We start from the raw sequence: 23,363 nt of genomic DNA, 5'->3' as shown, positions 1-23,363 counted from the left end.
CCACACCGCATGAACCGCAAAGCCAAACGCTTTGGCCTAGGCACATTGCTGCTGCTGGGCTTGCTGGCAGCCTGGATACGTATGGCCGATAAGGAGTACCTCTACAAAGCCATCGTTTACAACTTCGCCGATATTGACGACCACACCATTTTTGACCAGCGCAAGATAGATGCCCCGCCCATACCGAAGCCATGGCTGCTGGCAGGCAGCTACAACCGCCTGCAACTGCCGCAGGAGCTGGAGGAGCTGCACCGGGAGCTGGAATCGGTAGCTTTTGTGGTGGTAAAGGACGACTCTTTACTTTACGAACAGTATTGGCAGGGCTACTCGGATGCCTCGCTGAGCAACTCGTTTTCCATGGCGAAAAGCATCGTGAGCATGCTGGTTGGGGCGGCGGTAAAGGAGGGCAAAATAGAAAGTGTGGAGCAACCGGTTGGTGATTTCCTGCCATACTTTAAGAAGGGCGACAAGGCCAAAATAAGGATAAAGCACTTGCTCTGGATGAGTTCCGGGCTTAACTGGGACGAATCTTACACAAACCCGCTCTCCATGACGACCGAGGCCTACTATGGCACTGACCTGGAGAAGGTGATTAAAAGACTGGACGCAGTGGAGGAGCCGGGGCGGCAATGGTCCTACAAAAGCGGCGACACGCAGATACTGGCTTTCCTGCTGCAGGAGGCTACGGGCAAGAGCCTGAGCGCGTATGCCGAGGAGAAACTTTGGCGACCGCTGGGCGCCGAGCACGATGCCGAATGGAGCGTGGACAAGCCTGACGGAATGGAAAAAGCATACTGCTGCTTCTTCTCCAACGCCCGCGACTTTGCACGGCTCGGGAAGCTATACTTGCACAACGGCATCTGGAACGGCGATACCATCGTGCCGCCCGACTATGTAAAAGCCTCGCTCACACCCAACGGCCTCATCAATGCCAATGATGGTAAAAAGGTTGATTTCTACGGGTACCAGTGGTGGCTTCTGCCCAACTACAAAGGGCAGGACATTTTTTATGCACGTGGTATACTTGGCCAGTACATCATCGTCATCCCGGAGAAGAACCTGGTTATCGTGCGTCTGGGCAAGCAACGTGCCGAGAAGGTAGGCGAGCACCCGGGCGAGGTCATGGATATGATTGATGGGGTAAACCAGATGCTGAAGTAGCAGTTGACTGTCAGACTTATACTTCCCCGAAGTCAGGTACAAGTATAAAATATAAAGTATAAACCCCCTGCCCCTCCAAAGAGGGGAATAAATTTACAGTTGAAGAAATTCCCCTCTCGTGGACTAGCCAAAACGGGAGTTTTGAGCTAGCGAGCGTAGCTCTTAGGGGTGGGTTTACACCTTCCCGAAATTTGAGAATCGCAACCTGGGTTATAAAGTATAAACCCCGCTGCCTTCATACTTTGAATCGCAGCGGGGTTTATACGTTGGCTCCGGCTATTCTTTACGACAGCTTATCGGTCACCACCGCGTAGTGCGGGTCTTCCAGGATGTTGACTTCCACGATGTCGCCGGCTTTTTCGAGCAGGCGGTGGCAGTCTTCGCTGAGGTGGCGCAGGTGCAGTTTCTTGCCGGCACTCAGGTACCTCTCCGTTAGCTTGTTCAGCGCCTCAATGCCCGAGTGGTCCACCACCCGCGACTCTGCAAAATCCACCACCACCTCGTCAGGGTCGTTGGCGACATCAAACTTCTCCAAGAAAGTCGCCGTGGAGCCGAAAAACAGTGGGCCGAAGATCTCGTAGTGCTTCACGCCATGCTCATCCACGCGCTTGCGGGCACGGATGCGCACGGCGCTGTCCCAGGCAAACACCAGGGCTGCGATCACCACACCGATAGCCACCGCAATAGCCAGGTCAAAAATCACCGTCAGCACGGTTACGGCTACCATCACCAAGGCATCAGACTTGGGAATGCGGCGCAGCACCCGGAAGCTGGCCCACTCAAAGGTGCCAATCGCCACCATAAACATCAGGCCTACCAGCGCGGCCAGCGGCACCATCTCTATCAGCGAGGAAAGTGACACGATGAAGACCAGCAGCATCACCGCAGCCGTAATACCCGAAAGGCGCGTGCGACCCCCCGAGCTCACGTTGATGATGCTTTGCCCAATCATGGCGCAGCCGCCCATGGTGCCGAAGAAACCGCCCACTACGTTTGCCATACCCTGCGCTATACTTTCCTGGTTGCCACGGCCCCGGGTATTGGTCATCTCGTCCACAATCGTCAGGGTCAGCAGCGACTCCAGCAAACCGATGCCGGCAAGTATAAGCGAGTAAGGGAAAATTATCTGCAGCGTTTCCAGGTTCAGGGGCACCATCGGGATGTGGAAAGACGGCAAGCCTCCGCCCACCGAAGCCATGTCGCCAACCGTGCGCGTGTCGAGGTTAAAGCCGATAACGATGGCTGACACCACTACGATAGCAGTAAGGGCAGCAGGAACGGCTTTGGTTAGTTTGGGAAGTATAAATATGATGAACATGGTGAGTGCCACCAGTCCCAGCATGATGTAAAGCGAGGTGCCGGACAGCCACTCCAGGCCTCCTTCGGCGGAAGGAATTTTAAACTGGCCGAACTGTGCCATAAAAATCACGATGGCCAGGCCGTTGACGAAACCGTAAATGACCGGCTCTGGCACCAGGCGGATGAACTTGCCCAACTTCAGGGCGCCGAACAGAATCTGGAGAATGCCCATCAGCACCACCGCCGCAAACAGGTACTCCACCCCATGCGTTGAAACCAGTGACACCATCACCACGGCCAGTGCCCCGGTGGCACCGGAGATCATGCCCGGCCGGCCACCGAACACAGCGGTAATTAAGCAGACAATAAAAGCTGCGTAAAGGCCCACCAGCGGTTCTACGCCGGCCACAAAAGCAAAGGCCACTGCCTCCGGCACCAGCGCTAGTGCCACCGTAAGCCCCGACAGAAGCTCATTTTTGTAATTGATCTCTTTAAAGTTAATCGGACTGTAAATCATAAAAAAGTATAAAATGCGCCATACAGGCTCGGCACAGGGATAGGAATAGCCTGTCCGCACCATATTGAAGGCGTTTTGCAAATAGTTATAAAGTATGGATAGGGAAATCAGCCAGGGGAGGGGCACCCTAGCTAGAGCTAAATCACAGTGGAGTAAGCGCTATGTGTGGCGTAGCTTTTCTCATTGCGACTGCAAAAGTATGATTTTTTGCTAAAGGATGCTTTAGAGGCTGTCAAAAAAATGTAAGTTTTAAGTATAAATGTGCTTCCCTGCCTTATAAGCAGCAAAATAAGTTGTACGAACCTATCATTCGCATTCCTGAGAATCAGATCTGTTGTGCATGTGGTTGAAAGCTAAGCGCGGGCTGGACTTGTGCGACAAGGGGGCAGTCTGCTCACTTAATCAACGGCTTTTACTAGCTTTAGCGGGGCCGGCTGCGAAAATCTGAAGAATTATGCCTAATTTGCAAAGTATCATTTTATAAAGAGCTTATGTTGCATTCCATGACAGGCTTTGGCAGTGCCCGCCTCGACACCGAACAGTATTGTATCTCCGTGGAAATCCGCTCGCTCAACTCCAAAAGTATGGACCTGAGTGTGCGCACCCCAAAATTCCTATCTGATAAGGAATACGAGATACGGAACATGGTGCAGAAGGCGCTGGTACGTGGCAAAGTAAGCGTGACGGTGGAGTTTACAAAGAACAGGACGCAGAAGGCACGCAACACTATCAACAAAGACCTGCTGAAGGCCTATTATACCGAATTGAGTGAAGTGGCCGACAAACTGGCTGCCGACAAAGGGGAGCTTTTCCGACTGGCCCTGCACATGCCGGAGGTGCTGCAGCAGGAGGAGCAGGAGGATGAAAATGCGGACGAGGATTGGAGCCAGGTGCAGCCGCTGATACAGGAAGCCCTGCAGGGCGTGAACAGTTTCCGCGCTAACGAAGGCAAGGCCCTGACTACAGAGATCATGTCGTACATCGACCGGATCCGTATTCTGCTGGCAGAGGTGGACAAGCATGACCCGGTGCGTGTGGAGAGTATCCGTACCCGAATCCGTGGTCATATTGCAGAGATTTCCTCGTCAGAGCATTTCGACCAGAACCGCTTTGAGCAGGAGATGATCTACTACATGGAGAAACTCGATATTGCCGAGGAAAAAGTGCGCCTGGTTAACCACCTGCACTATTTCACGGAAACAGTGTTCCTGCCGGAGCCAACGGGCAAGAAACTGGGCTTTATCTCGCAGGAAATCGGCCGCGAGATTAACACCATCGGTTCCAAAGCCAACGACGCGACCATACAGCACCATGTGGTGGAGATGAAGGAGGAGTTAGAGAAGATAAAAGAACAGATCAACAACATCCTGTAAAGGAGTTTTAAAAGTATAAAAGCCGGGGCCGCTGCACATTTACAGCAGCCCCGGCTTTTATACTTTATGCCTGGTCTGTTTAGTTTGCTTCGGTTGCCATCAGGACGCCAGCGAAATCGGTTATCAGTTTAAATACCTCCGGGAACCGGGTGAGGGGCAGCTGCCGGGCGTGGTCTTGCGGGTTGTGGTAAGCGGCGGTGCCGCCCAAGGTATAAAAGAAGAATGCCGGCACGCCTGCCTCTGAGAAAGGGTAGTGGTCGGAGTTGGCGGCCTTGCCCCGGCTTTTAATCTGGGGCAGGTACTGGTGCTGCCCGTTCAGGCGCTGAAGCAACTCGAATTCCTGCTCGTGTACTTTACCGTTCACCACCATCAGGCCATCGTCGCCGGTGCCCAGCAGGTCCAGGTTTAGCAGGAAAGCAATCTGGCTGAGCGGGAAAAGCGGATTTTGCACATAATGAAACGAGCCCAGCAAGCCTGCCTCCTCGGCAGCAAAGGCTATAAAGGCTATGCTATACTTTGGTTTGTTCTCGGGCTGGCTGTAGTGCTGCGCAAGCTCCAGTAGCATGGTGGTGCCACTGGCATTATCGTTTGCCCCCGGAAAGTATACATCCTCCCCCTGGCTGCCCAGGTGATCGTAGTGGGCGGTAAATACCAGGACCGAGTCGGGGTACTGGCTGCCCTGTATAAAACCGATGACGTTTTGTGTCTGGTGCTTCGGGTTGAGATCTGCCTTTACCTCAAAGTACACTTTTTTAGCCCGCTGTGGCCACGCACTCTGCAGAACCTCCAGCACCGGCACAGCCTCCTGCTGGCGCGCTACGGTGGTGAGCAGGTTACCGGGCTGAAGTATAATGTGCAGCTTTGCCTGCTGCAGGAGTTGCTGGTAATGCACCGGCAGCTGCGCCAGGCGTTTCTGCTCCTGCTGCGGGTATACCAGTGCCTTGTTTGCAAAATTCTGCCTGAAGAACTTCTCCGCTGCCCGGGTATTGCTGAAGATGAGTGTATCCAGCAGGAGCACGCTGGCCTTGCCTGTCCCGGAGCCAGAAGAAGAGCGCGCCACAAAATCCTGCCCCGGCACGAGCGTTTGCCCATCCACCTGCAGCTGCGGCGTTTCGAGAATACGGTTCACCGGAAAACTAAACTCCTGAAAGTATGAACCGCCTGCCATGGGCTGCAAGCCCATTTCCTCAAACCTGCTCCTGATATACTTGGCCGCTTTCAGATCGCCCTCAAACGTATAGCCGCGGCCATACATGCTTTTAGACGTCAGCGTATCAATGGTTTGGCGCACTCTTGCCATGTCCTGTGCCTTTAGCAGGGCAGGAGCCAACAGGCATAGGGTGAGGAGGAAAGTATAAAGCTTGCTCATAGCGCTAAGATAGGAATAATTGTGTATTGCTGGGTTTAGGTAGCACTGACTCTACGCTCGCTACCTTTGAACTTGCGGTGTCCGCAGGTCCCGCGAGTGTCTGGCTATACTTTATACTTTGTCTGAATCAGGATTTGCAGGATTGAGGGATGATCAGGATATCTGCTTTGCCGGTTCCAACCACCCCTGCCCCTCCTTAGCCAAGGAGGGGAGTTCTGTAGCTACTGATGCTGAAGTATAAGCCTTATAGTAGCTGTCCCTGCCAAGTATAAACCCACCCCCAGCCCCTCTAAGGAGGGGAATTATACTTGCCCTTTCGCTGTCATCTCGACCTTTGGGAGAGATCTATCGGGAATTCCAATCAGATCTCTCCCAAAGGTCGAGATGACAGGAGAGGCCTTAGCTATCGACTGATTCCCAGCCTTTGGGTTGAGCGCCTCGAGAGGTTCCGGTGACGAGCGCAAGCGAGGCAGCCCGAGGCACGAGGGCAGGAAGCGAAAGCAGCGCGATGCCCGAAGGCGAGGCCTCCCGGCCTGGGAGGGCACCAAAGCTAGAGATGAAACAATAGGTTTGTAAGGCTGGAGGAGGAACGGCAGCTAAAGAGGATAGCTTGGTTCCAAGTGGAGGAAGCAGGGGCTAGGAAAGTATAACCAGCAAGTATATGAAGTATAGCCGAAGTATGGGCAGCTAAAGTATAGCTCAAGTATAAAAGAATAGCCCAAGTATAAGTATGGCTCTTCAAGCCAGTTGGGTTACAAACCCAACATCATAGGTAGGCACGAGTTACAAACCCGCGCCAGCGAGAGTAGCCTGGTTCAAATGGAAGGAAGCAGCGGCTGGGAAGTACACTCAAGTATAAACTATATAAAGGCACAAGCGGACGCTTGCGCCAGCAGCGGCTATGAAAGTATAAGTGGGGAATTATGAAGTATAAACCGGCAAGTATAAAGCAGAGGAGTTCTCCCCACTACCAAACATAAATAAACTTAAACAACACGATGCCCAGCAAACAACCAATCGTGTTCGCCAGCACATCAATGATATCGCCCTGGCGGCCATAAACAAAGAAGTGCTGTGTGAGCTCGATGGTGATGCCGAAGAGGGTGCTGATCAGGAGGCTGGCGCGGATAGCATAATCCTTAAGGCGCGGAAAGGTAAACTGCTTGGAAAGGCCCACGATCATCAGGAAGCAGAGCACGCAGAACATAAATGCATGCGCAAAGGAGTCGAAAGAGAGGAGCTCCCAGATATTGAGTGTGGAGGGAAGGGAAGTAGAGGGCAGCAGCGTCGTCAGCAGGATCACTGCTGCCCACATAATCGTGAATAGATTGTAGCGTAGTATCAACTCTCTATTCCGATGTGTATACTTATTGACCGATTACTTCGCGGTAGCCTTCAGCTGTCAGCAGCCCGTCGATCTGGCTTGCGTCAGCTATAGACATTTTAATGATCCAGCCTTCGCCATACGGGTCAGAGTTAACCAGCTCCGGGTTGTTCTCCAGTTTCTCGTTAAACTCCTGCACGGTGCCGCTCAGTGGGCTGAACAGGTCAGATACCGTCTTTACGGCTTCAACTGTACCAAATACATCGTTCTGGTTGATATCCTTGTCTACAGTGTCAATGTCTACATAAACGATGTCGCCCAGCTCGCTCTGAGCAAAATCTGTGATGCCGATATAGGCGATGTCGCCCTCTACGCGTACCCACTCGTGGTCTTTGGTATACTTTAAGCTTTCAGGTAAGTTCATGTGATTGCTCTTTAATGATTACTCTTCAAAAATACGGTCTTTTTCTGTATGGAAAAACTTTATTGCAGACTTACCCGCAACTGTACCCCTCCTTCGGTTACGCTGTTGCGGAACGAGGTGGAGATTTTCGGATCCGACACCGTGCGCAGCACGTAGAACTGCAGGTTCAGGCGCTGGCTCAGTACGTAATCCACCGTAGGCCGTAGCTGTACCTGGCGCGTACCGTTCGTAATCTGGTTCTGGCTGCGCTCCACGCCGGTGTTGTCTGTAGAAATAGCGCGCTGCACCGTCTGGTTATCGCGCACCTGCAGGTCCATGCGCATGGTCAGCTCATTGTCCAGCGTGGTGTTCGTAAACGGTATCTTAAAGCTGGTGGTCGTATACCCAAAGCCCACCACATAGTCTTTCACGTTCGTTTCCGTTATCTGCGCGTTCGTCAGGTTCAGCGACAGGTTGCGCTCCAATTTATACTCTAAACGGCCGGTAAGGTTTGTCTTCGTTCTGAAGTTGATGCCCATCAGCGGCGCCAGTCGCTCTACCACCGTCAGCTGGTTCACGATGTAGTAGGGTTCCAGGCGCCCAAACTCGTTCAGCTGCGTCGGGAAGCCCTCCGGCCGCTGCAGGTAGCTGAGCGAAGTGGAGTAGCTGGTGATGTTGTAGCTGGAGTTGTAAGCATGCTGCAGGCTAATCTGGCTGAACCATTTCTGGAAGATTGGCAGGCGCTCGAGGCCGTTGTAGGTGATGCTCCAGTTCGGGATCGGCAGGCGGCTGAACGGTCCTTTGGTGTCCGGCTCATACCCGTTTATCTCACGGCCCTGGTAGGCGTACAGGAACGACTTGAGCAGCACCTCTTGCGAGTTCAGGCTATACCCCGAGTCGCCGGCGGCGGGGTTGGCAGCCGTGAGCCGGTCGCGCACCACGTGGCGGTTGCGGATGAATTGCTCGAAGGCATCAGACAATCCGTCTTTGGTGGATTCGAACAGCGTGCCCAAGGCCATGAAAGAGGTGCTGAACGAGCCGGAGGTGAACGGGTTCTGGCGCTGGTCTTCCGTACTTACGTTGCCGAAATCATCAAACTCCTTGCGGTAAAACACTTCATCAATCTCGGACTTGGCGCGGCGCACGTCCACCGTAATGGAAAGGTTGCGGAACGGCTCCAGGTTGGCGCGCGCTGTGAATGTCTCGCTGTGCAGGCCGCTGAATGGCGTGTTGAGGTACTGGCTGCTGTCGGTGTACCAGCCGTTGCGGTTCATGCGGCTGTAAAGCTCGTGCAGGTCGTACTGCTTGCCAAGTATAAATGGCAGGCCCGGCGCCTCAAAGCGGTCGTCAAATCCGAAGATCTCCGTCTCAGGCATATAGCCCGGTAGCATGGAACCGCGGTTTTCCAGGTAAGTCACGTTCAGCGAGCGCGTCATCATCAGCACCCTGGCCAGGCCTTTCAGGAACTTCAGGTCAGCCGGCGCCTTCGCTGCGGCCGTGTCAGTCGCGGCTGGCTGGGCTGGTTTGGCCGGGGTGGTAGGCGAGTTAGCCGCCTTCAGGAACCTGACCTTGTTGTAAAGCTTCACCAGGTCCACGCGGCCGTTCACACTGAACTCCACGTTGTTCTCGGCGGTGTTGCCCAGTCGGAAGGTGGTGTCCTGGTTCAGGGCCGTGGAGCCCGCCGTCCAGATGTAGTTGGTAGCATAACGGGTATCGGCGCTGAGCCAGTCCGTCAGCGGTAGCTTATCAAACGGCAGCCTGTAATTCAGGGCGATGAGCTGGTTAAAGTTGGTATTACGGCCACCGCTCAACAGGTTCTTTCGAATTGTTTTGTTCTTATACTGCAAGGAGTCGATGTCGCTGTTGATGCGGCCGTCCGGCTCATCCACCACAGAGCGGTTGGTCGCCGTGTAGTCGAGCGTCAGGCTCTTGGTCAGGTCCCAGCGCATGTCGTAGATGCGGTTAAAGAAGAACGACTTCTGGAATACCGGCTCAATGCCACGCGTGGTCACAAAGCGGGTTTCCGGATCAGGGCGCTGCAAGTATGTTTCGTTGTAGAAGCGGTTAACATCTGCCCTGAACGAGAAGCGGCTCGGCAGCAGCGAGAAGTTAAAATCCTTGATCAGGCGCAAGTATGGCGAATTGAGTTTCTCGCTATTGGCAAACGGCTGGTAGCTTCTGGCAGGGTTATCATACGTATAAGCCAGGCCACCGGAGTAGTTCTTCGTATAGTCGCGGTCCGTCTCGATGTTGGTGAACAGGCGCTCGGAGTAGGCGTAGGAGAAGGAGAAGTTCTCGATGTCGTACACCCGCACTTTGTCCTCCGGATTGGTGCGCTCTTTCCGCACGTTCAGCAAGCTTATGCTTCGGCGCGTCTCCTGGGTAATCACCTCTTTCTTATAGTCGTCGCGGGCGTCGTTGTTGTCGAACTTCGTGAGCGATTGGCTCAGCGGCATGTCTTTGTCCAGCGGGTCGTACTGCGGGGCAGCGGACGTAACACCATACTGCACCGTCATCGGTACCTTCACCCCCCATTGCTCGGGCAGGAATTTATCCAGCGCCATGTTCGCGCTTACATCAAACTGGCTAATGTTATCGCGTGAGCGCAAGGAAAGCGGCTGCTGCAGGCTGCCGAAACCAACCGTAGTATAGGCGCCGGTAGCGGTCACGTTGGCAAAGTCGGCCAGCTTGGCGTTTAGGCGGGCATTGGCCGCCCAGCCGGTGCGGTTCACAAAGTCCGTTACGCGCAGCTCGTTTACCCAGATACAGGCGGAGTGCGACCGCGCATCATCGTTCACGCCGGATGGGTTGCGGATACCAATCATGATACCTTCCACTTCGCTGAAGTCCGGGTTACCCACCACGCGAATTAGCTTGCCGTCGGCAGTCGTCACGGTGTAAGGCACAAAGATATTACCTGGGGCGTTGATGTTGCGCTCGGCTTTGGCATCCACTAATTCCTGCAGCGGAATGTTTACCTCGTTTTCAGTGGGCCAGATGGCTTCTGCCGTGTTGCTGCCGGAAGGGGTAAACTTGAGCGGAACCACGTACTCGTAGTAGTTCTGCGTAAAGTCCGTACCGATGCGGATAAACGCCTGCATCTCGCCATCCTGTATACCCGGCTCGTTGGACTGGGCATGTATGAACATCTTCAGCTGCTTGTAGGCCAGCAGGTCCAGCGTCATGTTCTTGAACACCGCTTTGGAGAAAGAGTCCCGCAGGTCCTCTACGCACAGCTGCAGCGACTGCTCGTTCTGGCGGCGGTCGTTGGTGGAGGCGTAGTCGCGCAGGCGGTTGATGCCCGGAGGCACCACGTACGGAATGTTTGTTTCAGAGACCTGGTTGTTGGGTCCGTTCTCCTCGATGTTCACGGTAGAAACGGTAAAGCTGCGGGCGTCGTCGGTGCAGGTAAGGCAAGGCGTGCCCTCGGTGAGGGGCTGGGTAAACTTACGCCACTGGTTGGCCACGAGCTGGAACTGGGCCATACGCAGCACCACCGGATCGGCGAAACCAGTCATGTACATGCGCATAAAGCGAATAGACTTAAACCCGCTGATGTTGCCCACAGAACCTGTAGGTTGGCGTACCGGTACGCGGAACTGGTACCACATGGCCCCGCCTTCTCCCTCTACCTTGTCTACGATGTAGTTCTGGCCTACGTCCAGCTGTCCTGGAGTCAGGTTAATCTTATACTCGTAGTACTGCTCCAGATCCGAGATCACGTTGTCCCCGTTCAAATCCTCCTTATCAGGGAAAGCATAGTTGGCAAAGCGGCTGTTCTCGGGCGAGTTGTTCTCCATGCCGTTGAAACGCTTGTAACGCTGCAGGATGCCTGCGTTCTGCTGATCGTAAACCGGGTCCAGGTGGTGGAAGAAGTTATCAGCAGAGGGGTCGTCCAGCACTGTCTGCGGTGGTGCACCGGGAATGCGGTCTAAGAAGGAACTGCGGAAGAAGTCGGCCTCATCGGCATCATTCAGCCCGTCCAGACCCACGTCCTGGCGCTGCCGTCCACCTGGTATACCTGTAAAGGCATCTGTCAGGAACTGCTGCTGCGTTACGCGGCCCCAAATCGTCTCTGTCAGGTTTTGCACGTCACTGGCATCAACCGGCAACCCGTTCTCAAAGGAGTATTCGTTATCTTTCAGGATATCCTCCGACACGTTACCCAGGTTCAGGACCAACTGGCCCGGGTCTTTCGCGTTAATGTTACCGCCAAAGGCTCCATCGCGTCCCTTCTCACCCTCTATGAAAGGGTCCATCATCCAGAACTCCACATACTCGATGTTGGCGTTGTCAAAGTCTGTGTCGAGCGAAATCTCGCGGCTGATACCGCCCCAGTTTTTGCGTGGGTCACCGGCCAGCAAGCCTTCTGAGGTCAGGTTATAGTTGTAGTTATACTGCCCGCGCTCACGAGGGTAATAGGCCAGGTCAAAAGTATACTCGTAGCTGGTGGTCACCTCCGCATCGCGGCCTTTAAACACTTCCGTGCGGCGTACGGGGCGTACGTAGTGATTCTCCAGCTCGCGGTCCGTAATGTTGTCGGGTTTCAGGTTGTTACCGGAACTTCTGTAGTAAGTCTGGTCGATAGTATACCAGGCCAGTCTAGCGCGGTTATAGGAGAACGAAAGGCTATCCCCAACGGGGATAAGCGGGGCAGGGGTAGCCGCCACGCGCCAGGTGCTGTTGTTAAAGCCGCCCAGGCTGTAGGGCGTCTCGGCGCCCTCAAAGTCGTCTAAGTATGAGGCGCCGTCCTCGTTAGCGTTTGATTTAGATTTAGCCGGAATAAGCTGCGCAAACTCACTGCTGAACGTAACCATAGAAGGAGCCTTCGTCTGTATCAGCGGAATAGCATCCACAAAGCGCGTGAGCATCCGCGACTCTTTCTGCAGGTTCACGTCGAAGCCGTAGATGGTGTTGTTGGTGGGCTCGTCACCTATACTTACGCGGTTAATGAAAGTCTGCTCGTTCAGGTGCAGCACCGTGGCGCCGATGTTCACGTCGTCATTCAGGCGGTAATCGAAGCGGGCACCCAGCATGGTGCGCGGCTGTATGTTCAGCAGCTCCGCTTTTTCATAAGTCACGCGCAGGTCGTTGGCCGAGTTCAGGTAGCTCGGGTTCAGAATTTTGATGCGACCTAAGTCGTAGAATACCTGATAATCGGTTCCCTCCTGCAGGCGCGTGCCTCCGGAGTATACCGCCACCGAACCCTCCGCTATCTGGAAGCCCGGCAGCATGATCTCATCGGTTGCCGTGGATCGTACGCGGCCCTTGATGTAGAACTTAGCCTTCACGTTGTCCTGCTGCACATCTGTCTGTGTCTGCTCGTACAGCTCCTGGAACACGTACTGGTCGATCAAATTCGGGTAGCCCTGCAGCTTATTAGCCAGGTAATCGCCGAAGGGCTCCACCTGCGGAAAGTAGATGCGGCCGCTCTCGGGATCTATCGTGATGCCGGGCAGGAAGTCGAAGTTGCCGTCGCTGGGCTTGTCGTTATTGGAGTTTACGTTGTCCAGGTTCAGCACCTCCACCAGCGGAATGTTCTGAATGGGGCTTGGCTCTTTTATACTTGTCAGGTCTACGCCGGTCTCATCATCCTTATAGACAACCTGTAATTTGAAGTCTTCGCGGTTGATCTGGTTGGCGTCAAGCGCGTACACGTTCTTCATCATCAAATCCCAGGTGGGGTAGTTCAATGATGGGCTGGTGGCGCGCAGTAACTTCATGTGGATCACCTGGTCGGAGTTGAGGTTCTGGTAGTCGTCCATCAGTTCCCCGACCTTGTAGGTCTTGCCGTTGTAGGTATACTCAAAGGCCACGCCCAGCACCTGATCCGGCATCAGCGTGAAGTTCAGGGAGATATAGCCCAGCTGCGGGTTAAACTTATACTCATTTGGCTCCAGCCTGCGGGCGCGTACGTGCTCAAAGTCTGTGCCTTTCTCCAGGCCCAGCGACTGCAGGTAGGAGTCTACGCGGGAGTTGCTGCGTGCGGCACTTCCTGGCGGGGAAATCTGGCCGTAGAGCGAGTTAGCCTGGTTGTCGGCCGGTGCGGTGGCCGGTCTGCCCGTGCTCAGGTTCTGCCGGTAAGGGACAGCCTCGCCCAGGTCCATGTAGGCGACCATGTTGCGCAGGTTCTCGGTAGAGCGGTTGTTGTTGGTCACATACAGCTCCACGCGGCGGATAACGATGCCCGAGTTCACCAGGGGCAGGTTGCGCAGGGCATTGTCGTAGCGCTGCCTGAAGAACTGCGACAGGTAGAAGTGGCGGTCGCGGTCGTAGGCATCCACCCTGATTTCGAAAGGCTTGTTTTGCCCCCCGTTTTGAATAATTACCTCGTCGTTGGTGCCGCGCACGCTGGAGGCAATGGTTGTCACCCCCAGGCGGCCGAACTGCAGCTGTGCCTTTACGCCAAACAGGTTTTGTGCCCCGGTAATCAACGAGTTGTTGAGGGGCAGGCTTACGTTACCGGCTTCCACCTTCCGGATGATCTCCTCCTCGTAGCCGGTGTAATCCAACTTCATGTTGTTCTCGAAGTCGAAATTGGCGTTGTTGTCCCAGTTAAAGTTGAGGCGCATCTTCTCCCCAATCTTACCCACCAGGTTCAGGGAGATGTTCTGATCGAAATCAAAATCGCCGGTACGCTGTTGGCTGAGCGGAATGGTAGGGTTCTCGTTGCGGTTAAAGCGCGCGCCAAACTTCAGGGACACGTTACCGTTTGGCTGGATATCCACGTAGTTGCCACCGAAGATGCGGTCGAACACCGGGCTGATGTATAGCTTGGGAATCAGGCGGTTGCTGCTCACCACGCTTTCGCCATCGAGTCCGGCAGACTTGGCTCGCCAGTAGTTGCGGATGGCTTCGCGTTGCTGCCACTCCGAGTACTCCCGCATCGACATAGAGGATGGCGGACGGTAAAGTATACTGTCGCCAATCGTCTCGGTGATATTATACTGCTGCAGGCTATCGTCCAGCTCTACGTTCAGCTGCAGGTTGCCGGGTTGGCCAAGCAGCAGGGGAGAGCTGCTGCTACGGGTGCCAAACGGGCTGCCCCGCCTGTCGGAGGGCGTGAAGGTGGGCCTGCGGCTCGGAATATACTTTGCCGTGTCCTGCCTGACGGTATCCTGCCAATAAGCAAAATCCTGAAGCATAGACAGCCCTATTTGATCTGGCGCACGAAGCCCTTCTGCCCGTGCCCACCAGGCCAGCAAAGAAACAGTAGTAACCGTGGCAAGCAGCAGGTTGTGCTTTTTACTTTTCCAGATCAAAGTAGGATATGCTCTCTTATGAAGATTTCAACGCGAACTTAATCAAGTCCTCCACACTCAGGTTTCCGCCTTCGCGCTTGATGATTGTGTCCAAAGTTTTCTCGGCAATGTTCTTGGCAAAGCCCAAGGTCACTAAAGCTGATAACGCCTCTGCCCGGTTGGTATTGTATGCCGCCGCGGAGACAGGAGTATCTGCCAATAGTACCTCTTTTTTCATCTTATCTTTTAACTCGAGGATGATGCGCTGCGCCGTTTTTGCACCGATTCCTTTCACGTGCTGTATGGTGCGCGCATCCTCGCGTATGATGGCCTGCTGTATCTCCTCCACCGACAGCGACGACAGAATCATGAGCCCTGTATTCGGCCCCACGCCCGAGATGGAAATCAGGTGCAGAAATGCCTCCTTCTCTGCCAAAGTAGTAAAGCCATATAGCGTATGGGCATCCTCCTTTATGTGCAGGTACGTATGCAGCTTGCACCGCTCGCCGGCCGGCAATGTGGAGTAAGTGCTTAGCGGTATCTTGATCTGATAACCTACGCCATTAGTTTCGATAATGACGTAGGTTGGATCTTTATAAGTCAGCTTGCCATCAATATAGGCTATCATCTATATATGTTGGTTATTATAGTTTTGAGCATCTACGACAGCAATCGCTACCATGTTTACAATATCACGGACAGAGGAGCCAAGCTGCAGGATGTGAACCGGTTTGCGCATGCCCATCAATACCGGGCCAATTACCTCAACGCCACCGATTTCCTGCAACAGTTTATAGGCAATATTACCCGAAGTCAGTGTTGGGAAAACCAGGGTGTTGGCACCTTTCTCAGCCAGCTCACTGAAAGGGTAGTTCTCGCGCAGCAGGTTTTTGTTCAAGGCCGTGTTCGCCTGCATTTCGCCGTCAATCAGCAGGTCAGGGTAGCGCTGCTTGGCTTTACGAACTGCTTCCGCGCCTTTGTCCGGAATATCGCCCCGCACCGAGCCGAAGTTTGAAAACGACAGCATGGCAACACGCGGCTCCTGGTCAAAGAAGCGTACGGTACGGGCCGTCAGACCGATAATATCCACCAGCTCGTCGGCAGACGGGTTTACGTTCACGGTGGTGTCGGCAAAGAAGTATGGCTCTTTCTGGCCCAGCACAATGTACATGCCCGCCACTTTGTTTATACCTTCTTCCACGCCAATTACCTGCAGCGCCGGCGAAATGGTCTTGGAGTAGTCGCGGGTAAGGCCCGAAATAAGCGCATCGGCCTCGCCGTTATGCAGCATCATACTTCCGAAGTAGTTGCGGTCGCGCATCAGGCGGCGTGCGTCGTAAAGGGTGATGCCCTTGCGCTGGCGCTTCTTGTACAGGATCTGGGCGTACTCCTCTTTCCTGGCCTCCTCAGTTTCGGCAAGGGGGTCAATGATAAGGGCACCATACAAGTCCATGTTGTTTTCCTTGATGATGGCCTTGATGCGCTCAGGGTTACCTAAAAGTATAGGCGTGGCGATGCGCTGCTCCTGCACAATCTGGGCCGCCTTCAGGATCTTGTAATTATCAGCCTCTGCGAATACAACTGTTTTCGGATCGCGCTTGGCCTGCGTGGTGATGCGCGACATCAGTTTCTGATCGATGCCAATGCGCTCTTTCAGTTCGTGCTCATAAGCCTCCCAGTCTGTAATCGGAAGTCGGGCTACACCGCTTTCCATAGCAGCCTTTGCCACGGCCGGCGATACGGCTGTGATCAGGCGTGGGTCCAGCGGTTTTGGGATAAGATAGGTACGGCCGAAGTTAATGGTGTTATCGCCGTAAGCCTTATTCACGAGCTCCGGAACGGGTTCCTTTGCCAGCTCAGCCAAAGCACGTACAGCGGCCAGCTTCATTGCCTCGTTAATCTCCGTGGCGCGTACGTCCAGGGCGCCCCTGAAAATATAAGGGAAACCCAGCACGTTGTTTACCTGGTTCGGATGATCAGAGCGTCCGGTGGCCATGATCAGATCCTCGCGGGTAGCCATCGCCACGTCGTAGGGAATTTCAGGGTCGGGGTTCGCCAGCGCAAAAATGATAGGGTTTGGCGCCATCAGCTTGACATACTCCGGAGGCAGCACGTTACCGGCAGAAAGGCCCACGAAAACATCAGCTCCCTGCATAGCTTCCTCCAGTGTCGTGATTTTACGCGTGGTCACGAACTGCGCTCTGTAAATGTCCAGGTCGTTGCGCTCCGGACGTATGATGCCGTCCTTATCGAACATCACGATGTTGTCCAACTTCACGCCCAAGGCTACATACAGCTTGGCGCAGGCGATGGCGGCGGCACCAGCGCCGTTAATCACCATCTGGATCTGTCCAATCTTCTTACCCACCAGCTCCAGCGCGTTCAGCAGTGCCGCCGACGAGATAATGGCCGTGCCGTGTTGGTCGTCGTGCATGAGCGGGATGTTCATCTGCGTCTTAAGCGCGTTCTCTATCTTGAAGCTCTCCGGCGCTTTAATGTCCTCCAGGTTAATGCCGCCAAATGTAGGCTCCAGCGATTTTACGATACGTATAAACTCCTCGGGGTCGGTGCTGTCTATCTCGATGTCGAATACGTCGATGCCTGCGAACTTCTTAAAAAGTACGCCTTTACCTTCCATCACTGGCTTGGAGGCGTCAGGGCCGATGTTGCCAAGGCCTAGTACCGCAGTACCATTCGAAATAACACCTACCAGGTTACCCTTGGCAGTATACTTGTAAACGTTGTCTTTATCGGCATATATCTCTTTACAAGGCTCCGCCACACCCGGGGAGTAAGCCAGCGCCAAGTCGTGCTGCGTGCTTACCATTTTGGTTGGTACCACCTCAATCTTCCCAGGCTTTCCGTCCATGTGGTAGTTCAGAGCGTCTTCTTTCTTTACTTTGATCATTTTTGTGTTATTGTAAGTAGTATTCGTTCTCTGCAGGCTCAACGCCGCTTTAGCTTTCTCATTAAAGTCCATAGTCAAAAACTATTTATGTAAGAGTCCGGCGCGGTTACGAGTTGAGCCATCAAAGATAATCGCTGCAAATTTACGTAAGCAGGATACCTTAAAATTAAACTTATCTCGCCTCAGGGCAAGATTAAAGTACAAAAAGTATAAATTAAAGTATACATAAAGAGCACCCTCTGGCCGGAAGGTGCTCTTTATAAGGTTCCAGGCCTTATTTTAGCCAAGGATCAACTTCTGACCAGGTTTCAGATCATTTGATTTCAGCCTGTTTAATTTCTTTATCTGCTCCACGCTCACACCCTCATACTTGCGCGAAATCTGCCAAAGCGTATCGCCCGGCTGAACATGGTAGATAAGCTCTTTCTTGTCGACAGCAGCAGGCTTGTGGCTGCTCTTGGGGGCATTGGTAGCCAGCACCGTATTAGCCGCCGCTGGTGATGCCTGCACAATCTGCAGTTTCTGAGCTGCCTTAATGTTGCTGTCCGTCAGGTTGTTCCACTCCTTAAGCTGCTCTATGGTTACATCGTGCTTTCGGGCAATGCTGCTGAGGTTATCGCCGCGCTGGACAGTATAGGTTACCTTAGTGGTTTCGGCAGGAACCTCCACCGCCTCAGTTTTGGCAGAAGCCAGCATAACCGGTGCCTGATGTGCCTCCGCTGGCTTAGCCGGGGCAGGGGCAGCGGCTAGCAGGATGCAGCTCTTGTCCTCGGCGGAGGCCAGCAGGGCGGCTCTGCTTGACGGAACACGCAGTTTATACTTGTTGCCAGGTACCACGCCTTTTGTAAGCTCTGGGTTCAGGGCCATTAACTCCTCTGGCGCCAGGTGCAGTTCTTCTGCCAGCCTGTCCAGTTCCAACTGCTGCGTCACCTCCAGGTGTGCCACCTCCGGCTGGTAAAGTATAGAATCTGCAAAGATGTTATGTTCTCCGGCATACCGCATGGCGTAACGCACGGCCGTCATACTTGGTACATACCCCCTGGTTTCGCGGGGCAGGTAGGGGAAGATATCCCAGAAGGACCGTTTGCCGCCCGCCCTGCGGATTGCTTTGTTTACGTTGCCCAGGCCGCAGTTGTAGGCTGCCAGTGCCAATTCCCAGTCGCCGTCGTAGTACTTATGCAGGCGCTTCAGAAAGAGCATGGCCGCCTCGGTGGACTTCTCTGGGTCAAGGCGCTCATCGATGTACTGCGTTTGATGCAGCCCGTACTCGCGGCCGGTAGGCTTCATAAACTGCCAAAGACCGGCAGCTCCCACCGGGCTTTTCGCCAGCGGGTTCAGGCCAGACTCCACAATGGCCAGGTACTTCAACTCATCGGGCATGTTATGCTTCTTGAGGTATTTCTCGAAAAGCGGAAAGTATACATTCTCGCGCGACATCATGGTGCGTGTATACTTCCGGTTGCGGATGGTGAAGTAATCGATGAAATTCCTTACAAAGTTGTTATACACCAGCGGTATGTCTGCCTCCAGACAGCTCAGGCGGTCAGCAATCACGTCGTCCGGCTCATTGGGTACCACCTCCACCATCAGGGCCAGCTCCTCGGGTGTTAGCGTGAAGATGCTGGTGTCGGCGGCAAATGAGATGCCTCTAGCCTGAAGTGTGTCCGGGGAGCCTGGGTCCAGAGCAAGAGAGTCGCTGGTAACAAAAGGCGCTTCAGGCAAACGGCTATGGCCGGTAGCACTGGCGCCATAAGTCCAGATGCTACCGGCCATAGCCGCAAGCAATGTAAAGAATTTGCGATGAGTCATGTCAAGGTTTATGCTTCAACGGTAATCTTGTCCAAGATTTGATTTGAGAAAGCCAGCAAGGCTGTTTCCTCAAATGAGCGGGCCATTAACTGTAGCCCAATGGACAGGCCGTTGGCATCGCGCCCAACCGGTATGGAAATGGCTGGAACGCCTGCAAGTGAGGCCTGGACCGTAAAGATATCAGCCAAGTACATGGCTAACGGGTTAGCTGTGTTTTCTCCTATTTTAAAAGCTGTAGTAGGAGCGGTAGGCAATATAAGAAAATCATATTGCTGTAGCAACTCGTCGGTCTTTTCTTTAATGAGGCGTCTCACTTTCTGTGCCTTGGTATAATAGGCATCGTAATAATCTGCGCTGAGCACGAAAGTACCTAACACAATGCGTCGCTGTACTTCAGGGCCAAAGCCTTCGGACCTGGTTTTTTTGTAGAGCGAGGTAAGGTCAGTCGCATTTTCTGAGCGGTAGCCATACTTTACACCATCGTAGCGACCCAGGTTAGAACTGGCTTCTGCGGTGGTAAGGATGTAGTAGGTAGGCACCATAAAGTCCAGGTATGGGAAATCCACGCCCTCTACTTCATGGCCTGCTTCGCGCAGCATGTCTTTTACGCCAAGTATGGCGTCTTTTACTTCCGGCTCCAATCCTTCCCGCTCAAAGCAGTCGCGGATGTAGCCGATTTTATACTTTTTATCCGCCTGCAGCTGCTGGCTGTAAGCCGGTACCTCGCGCTGGCTGGCCGTGCTGTCCATGCCATCCTGGCCTGCCATCACCTCCAGCAGCAAAGCCGCGTCTTCCACACTCCTGGTTATCAAACCAATCTGGTCGAAAGAGGAGGCATAGGCGATAAGGCCATAGCGGGAAATGCGGGAGTAAGTTGGCTTAAAGCCAATAACACCGCAGAAAGAGGCTGGCTGACGCACAGAGCCTCCGGTATCGGAACCGATGGAGGCAAGGCAAAGGTCGGCCTGTACCGCTACGGCAGAACCACCCGAGGAGCCACCCGGCACCCGGCTTTGGTCGTCTGCATTGAGTACATTCCCGAACGCGGAGTTCTCATTAGAGGCGCCCATGGCAAACTCATCGCAGTTTTGGCGGCCAATAATGATAACGTCCTCATCAAGCATCCGCTGCACGGCGGAGGCCGTGTAAAGGGACTTAAAACCGTTCAGGATCTTGCTGGAGGCTTGCAGGCTGTGGCCTTTGTAAGCGAGCACGTCTTTAATGCCCACTACCATGCCTGCCAGTTTACCGGCAGTGCCATCGGCAAGTTTTTTATCCACTGCGTCGGCCTGGGCCAGCGCCTCTTCTTCAAAAACCTCCAGGAAGGCGTTCAAGTGGGCCTTCTCCTTTATGTTGCGGAGGTACTGCTCTACCAGTTGCCTGCACGAAACGCGGCCGCTGCCTATGTCCGTGCGGATGTCACGTAGCGAATTATACTGTCTCAACCTTTAGGGGACTTAGGATCGTCTTAGATAGATTGGTCTGGATCAAGTTTTCCGTTTGCCCTACTCCATCATACCAGCAAGCCTTCCGGAAGGATTGGACTATAGTGGGATTGCTGAGCCTGGCCAAACAACTAAGGGGTAATGGTCACAGCCATCATAGCTTCTGCCAATAGCTCTTGCTCAGAAACTAAAAGAAGCATGAGGAAGTATAAACTACCTTAGTAAGGGAAACTTATAAGCAGGGGTTATTTTGTCGTGCTGCTGTCGTCCTTAACCGAATTCTCGATATCGCTTTTTATTTCTTTGGTAGCGTCTTTAAACTCGCGAATGCCACGGCCAAGACCTTTTGCCAGTTCAGGAATGCGTTTCGCACCAAAAAGCAATAAAATGACAAACAGGATAAGAACTACCTCTGTACCGCCCAGACCTCCGATGAATAACAAAATGTTGGTGATACCCATATTTTTAGATATTTAAGTTGTGCTACAAAATTAGGGTTTATATTTTAAATAAACCCACATCAGGTGGGATAAGTTTAAAACGTACCTGCAAAGTATAAATTACTTTATTATCCGGAAACCACCTCGTAAACTTCTTGTTATTTCTTTAACTAGCTTCTTCGGGTTTCCATATTTGGGATAGTGTGCTTTCTTTGTGTCCCAAAAATGGAATATTTGTTTTGTAGATATTTTGCAACCTTCTGACATTTAGGGTGTTATAATTTTGAGTTTTTTTGGCAAGGGTGTTGTGTATGCACAGGTGCCTGAGCTGCCCTCTTGGCAGTTGGATTAGCAGAGAAGCTGCTAAGTTTTTATTCTCTGTTTGCAACTATATTGCATTTGAGTGTGTTTCATGAATAAAGCAACGCTTTCTGAAACCTTTATCTTAAATAGCTGTATAGCTATACAAAAATGCTTAAGTAATAAGTTGTTTTAGCTACAATGTTGCATCTTTGAGGATCAGGTTGTAACTTAGTGTCAAGAAGTCTCAGCAGTTCTTCAACTGCTTATAGATATAAATATTAAGTTTGTTTTCATAGCTTGGAAAGGCACCCTGCACTGTGGGGTGTTTTTTTATTTATTTACACAGAGCTGTTTGTCTCTAAACACAACGGCCTTTAGTTATTTTACAGTGGTTTTGCCTGGGGGAGGCAAAACTAAAAGAGAAAGCCACAGGTAATACTGTGGCTTTCTTCATTTATAGTATACTTTATACTTTGTTATGGCTTCGCTATCCAGCCCTCGGGGTCCATGTTGGAGCTGTTTTTCCAAATCTGGAACTGAAGTTCGGTGGTGCCATCGCTGTTTGTGTAAACCGTGCCGATTGGGTCTTTCAGTTTCACATCCTGGCCTGGTTTTACGCTTACTGTCTTCAGCTTGGCGTACACTGTAAAGTACTCGCCGTGCTGCACCATCACGATGTTGTTCATGCCGGGCACGCTGGCAACGGTCAATACCTTTCCTTCAAAAATAGCACGGGCTGTGGCGCCTTGCGCTGTCTGGATGTCTACGCCCCGGTTTTCTACCACCACGCCTTTCAGCACCGGGTGGTTATGGCGACCAAACTTCTGCGATACGAATCCCCGCTCCACAGGCCAGGCGAGCCTGCCCCGGTTACCGGCAAATGAGGAGGAGATAAGGGCTGCTTCGGGGGTAAGGGTAACCTTGTTAGGGCTGCCGCTGGTTTCCTTGCCTGCCTCACGGGCAGCGCGAGCGGCTCTGGCAATCTCCTCACGCACGATGTCGGCAATCAGGTTGTCGAGCTTCCTAACGGCCTGCTGGCGCTCCGCCACCTCTTTCTTCAATTGGCTCTCCTGCTGGCTCAGGCGGGAAATCATAGTATTCTGCTGTTGCTGCAGGCCTTTCAGGTTCTTGCTCTCAGACAGGTGCTGGCTCAGCAGGCTTTTCTTCTGCTCCCGCTTAGAGGCAAGCACCTCCAGTTGGCCGTTCAGGGCCGCCTGTACCTTGCTAATCAGTTCTACCTGCTTTTTGCGTGATTCAGAGTACTGCTGCAGGTAGCTCAGACGCCTTGCAAACTGGTTAAAGGAGTCGGAGGCGAACAGGAACATGAGCTTGTTGTAACTGTTGGCAGTTTTGGAGGCGGCGTACACCATGGTGGCATACTCCTCCTTCAGCTTCTGCAGATCGTTCTGCAGGGCGCCCACTATGCCCTCGGTTTCCTGCACATCAGACTCCAGCAGGTTTAGCTCGCGGGAGATGTTCTCTATCACGCCCTGCTGCACCACAATCTTCTCCTTGATAGCGTTCAGCTGGCCAATAGAAGCCTGCTTCTGCTTGGCGGTTTGCTGCAGAATGCGGTTTGCTTCTTTTATGCGGTTGAGGTTTTCCTTTTTTTCCTTCTCCAGCTGTGCCTTGGACTTCGCCTTTTGGGCGTACGTCACCAGCGGCAGGCTCAGCAGAAGCAGTAAAAGGGTGAATCTGTAAAGGGCCTTCATCAAAACGTATCGTTCTTCTACTCTTAGCCTACAAATATGGTAAATCTAAAACGGAAGAA

13 protein-coding genes are annotated in these 23,363 nt (G+C 53.2%); 2 read left to right on the top strand and 11 right to left on the bottom strand.

The features are described from left to right. Window positions 1-9 precede the first annotated feature (9 nt). Window positions 10-1,161, top strand: coding sequence for a serine hydrolase domain-containing protein (locus BM040_RS09105; protein ID WP_092100240.1), 1,152 nt, complete (start codon window positions 10-12; stop codon window positions 1,159-1,161). A 283-nt stretch (window positions 1,162-1,444) separates the two neighbouring features. Here BM040_RS09105 and BM040_RS09100 read toward each other — a convergent pair whose 3' ends face one another. Beyond that, on the bottom strand, window positions 1,445-2,977 hold the full coding sequence (locus tag BM040_RS09100) for a SulP family inorganic anion transporter (protein WP_217646741.1): 1,533 nt from the start codon (window positions 2,975-2,977) through the stop codon (window positions 1,445-1,447). A gap of 491 nt (window positions 2,978-3,468) precedes the next feature. Between BM040_RS09100 and BM040_RS09095 the strand changes: the two genes are divergently transcribed. After that, window positions 3,469-4,350 carry a YicC/YloC family endoribonuclease gene (locus BM040_RS09095; protein WP_092100237.1) on the top strand — a complete coding sequence of 294 codons (882 nt, stop codon included), beginning with the start codon at window positions 3,469-3,471 and terminating at the stop codon, window positions 4,348-4,350. 79 nt (window positions 4,351-4,429) lie between these two features. Here BM040_RS09095 and BM040_RS09090 read toward each other — a convergent pair whose 3' ends face one another. The 10 genes from BM040_RS09090 to BM040_RS09045 all read right to left on the bottom strand — a co-directional run bounded on the left by BM040_RS09090 (window position 4,430) and on the right by BM040_RS09045 (window position 23,304). Beyond that, the gene (locus tag BM040_RS09090) at window positions 4,430-5,719 is read right to left on the bottom strand and encodes a M28 family metallopeptidase (RefSeq protein ID WP_092100236.1); all 1,290 of its coding nucleotides are present in this window, start codon (window positions 5,717-5,719) and stop codon (window positions 4,430-4,432) included. A gap of 967 nt (window positions 5,720-6,686) precedes the next feature. Beyond that, entirely contained in the window at window positions 6,687-7,034 is a 348-nt protein-coding gene (locus BM040_RS09085) for a VanZ family protein (protein ID WP_245756160.1), read from the bottom strand. Window positions 7,035-7,086: 52 nt separating this feature from the next. Then, window positions 7,087-7,467 carry a glycine cleavage system protein GcvH gene (gcvH, locus tag BM040_RS09080; RefSeq protein ID WP_092100234.1) on the bottom strand — a complete coding sequence of 127 codons (381 nt, stop codon included), beginning with the start codon at window positions 7,465-7,467 and terminating at the stop codon, window positions 7,087-7,089. A gap of 59 nt (window positions 7,468-7,526) precedes the next feature. Continuing rightward, window positions 7,527-14,591, bottom strand: coding sequence for a T9SS outer membrane translocon Sov/SprA (gene sov, locus BM040_RS09075; protein WP_245756159.1), 7,065 nt, complete (start codon window positions 14,589-14,591; stop codon window positions 7,527-7,529). A gap of 133 nt (window positions 14,592-14,724) precedes the next feature. Beyond that, complete coding sequence (ruvA, locus tag BM040_RS09070; RefSeq protein ID WP_092100232.1) at window positions 14,725-15,315, bottom strand: Holliday junction branch migration protein RuvA; 591 nt, start codon at window positions 15,313-15,315, stop codon at window positions 14,725-14,727. After that, window positions 15,316-17,595, bottom strand: coding sequence for an NADP-dependent malic enzyme (locus tag BM040_RS09065; RefSeq protein ID WP_175491021.1), 2,280 nt, complete (start codon window positions 17,593-17,595; stop codon window positions 15,316-15,318). Between the two features lie 279 nt (window positions 17,596-17,874). Next, window positions 17,875-19,404, bottom strand: coding sequence for a lytic transglycosylase domain-containing protein (locus tag BM040_RS09060; protein WP_092100230.1), 1,530 nt, complete (start codon window positions 19,402-19,404; stop codon window positions 17,875-17,877). Window positions 19,405-19,412: 8 nt separating this feature from the next. Beyond that, window positions 19,413-20,849 carry an Asp-tRNA(Asn)/Glu-tRNA(Gln) amidotransferase subunit GatA gene (gatA, locus tag BM040_RS09055; RefSeq protein WP_092100228.1) on the bottom strand — a complete coding sequence of 479 codons (1,437 nt, stop codon included), beginning with the start codon at window positions 20,847-20,849 and terminating at the stop codon, window positions 19,413-19,415. A 245-nt stretch (window positions 20,850-21,094) separates the two neighbouring features. Then, window positions 21,095-21,310 carry a Sec-independent protein translocase subunit TatA/TatB gene (locus BM040_RS09050; protein WP_092100227.1) on the bottom strand — a complete coding sequence of 72 codons (216 nt, stop codon included), beginning with the start codon at window positions 21,308-21,310 and terminating at the stop codon, window positions 21,095-21,097. Between the two features lie 758 nt (window positions 21,311-22,068). Further along, the gene (locus BM040_RS09045; protein ID WP_092100225.1) at window positions 22,069-23,304 is read right to left on the bottom strand and encodes a murein hydrolase activator EnvC family protein; all 1,236 of its coding nucleotides are present in this window, start codon (window positions 23,302-23,304) and stop codon (window positions 22,069-22,071) included. Window positions 23,305-23,363 lie beyond the last annotated feature (59 nt).

Source organism: Pontibacter chinhatensis, from assembly GCF_900113285.1.
GTDB classification, from domain to species: domain Bacteria; phylum Bacteroidota; class Bacteroidia; order Cytophagales; family Hymenobacteraceae; genus Pontibacter; species Pontibacter chinhatensis.
Note: the sequence above shows the minus strand (reverse complement) of the source record. Positions and strands in the feature narration are given on the sequence as shown.

Bases quoted from the DNA above. Each gene is read 5' to 3' on its own strand.
- BM040_RS09105 (WP_092100240.1), top strand. From the start codon at position 10: ATGAACCGCAAAGCCAAACGCTTTGGCCTAGGCACATTGCTGCTGCTG.
- BM040_RS09100 (WP_217646741.1), bottom strand. From the start codon at position 2,977: ATGATTTACAGTCCGATTAACTTTAAAGAGATCAATTACAAAAATGAG.
- BM040_RS09095 (WP_092100237.1), top strand. From the start codon at position 3,469: ATGTTGCATTCCATGACAGGCTTTGGCAGTGCCCGCCTCGACACCGAA.
- BM040_RS09090 (WP_092100236.1), bottom strand. From the start codon at position 5,719: ATGAGCAAGCTTTATACTTTCCTCCTCACCCTATGCCTGTTGGCTCCT.
- BM040_RS09085 (WP_245756160.1), bottom strand. From the start codon at position 7,034: ATGTGGGCAGCAGTGATCCTGCTGACGACGCTGCTGCCCTCTACTTCC.
- gcvH (WP_092100234.1), bottom strand. From the start codon at position 7,467: ATGAACTTACCTGAAAGCTTAAAGTATACCAAAGACCACGAGTGGGTA.
- sov (WP_245756159.1), bottom strand. From the start codon at position 14,591: ATGCTTCAGGATTTTGCTTATTGGCAGGATACCGTCAGGCAGGACACG.
- ruvA (WP_092100232.1), bottom strand. From the start codon at position 15,315: ATGATAGCCTATATTGATGGCAAGCTGACTTATAAAGATCCAACCTAC.
- BM040_RS09065 (WP_175491021.1), bottom strand. From the start codon at position 17,595: ATGATCAAAGTAAAGAAAGAAGACGCTCTGAACTACCACATGGACGGA.
- BM040_RS09060 (WP_092100230.1), bottom strand. From the start codon at position 19,404: ATGACTCATCGCAAATTCTTTACATTGCTTGCGGCTATGGCCGGTAGC.
- BM040_RS09050 (WP_092100227.1), bottom strand. From the start codon at position 21,310: ATGGGTATCACCAACATTTTGTTATTCATCGGAGGTCTGGGCGGTACA.
- BM040_RS09045 (WP_092100225.1), bottom strand. From the start codon at position 23,304: ATGAAGGCCCTTTACAGATTCACCCTTTTACTGCTTCTGCTGAGCCTG.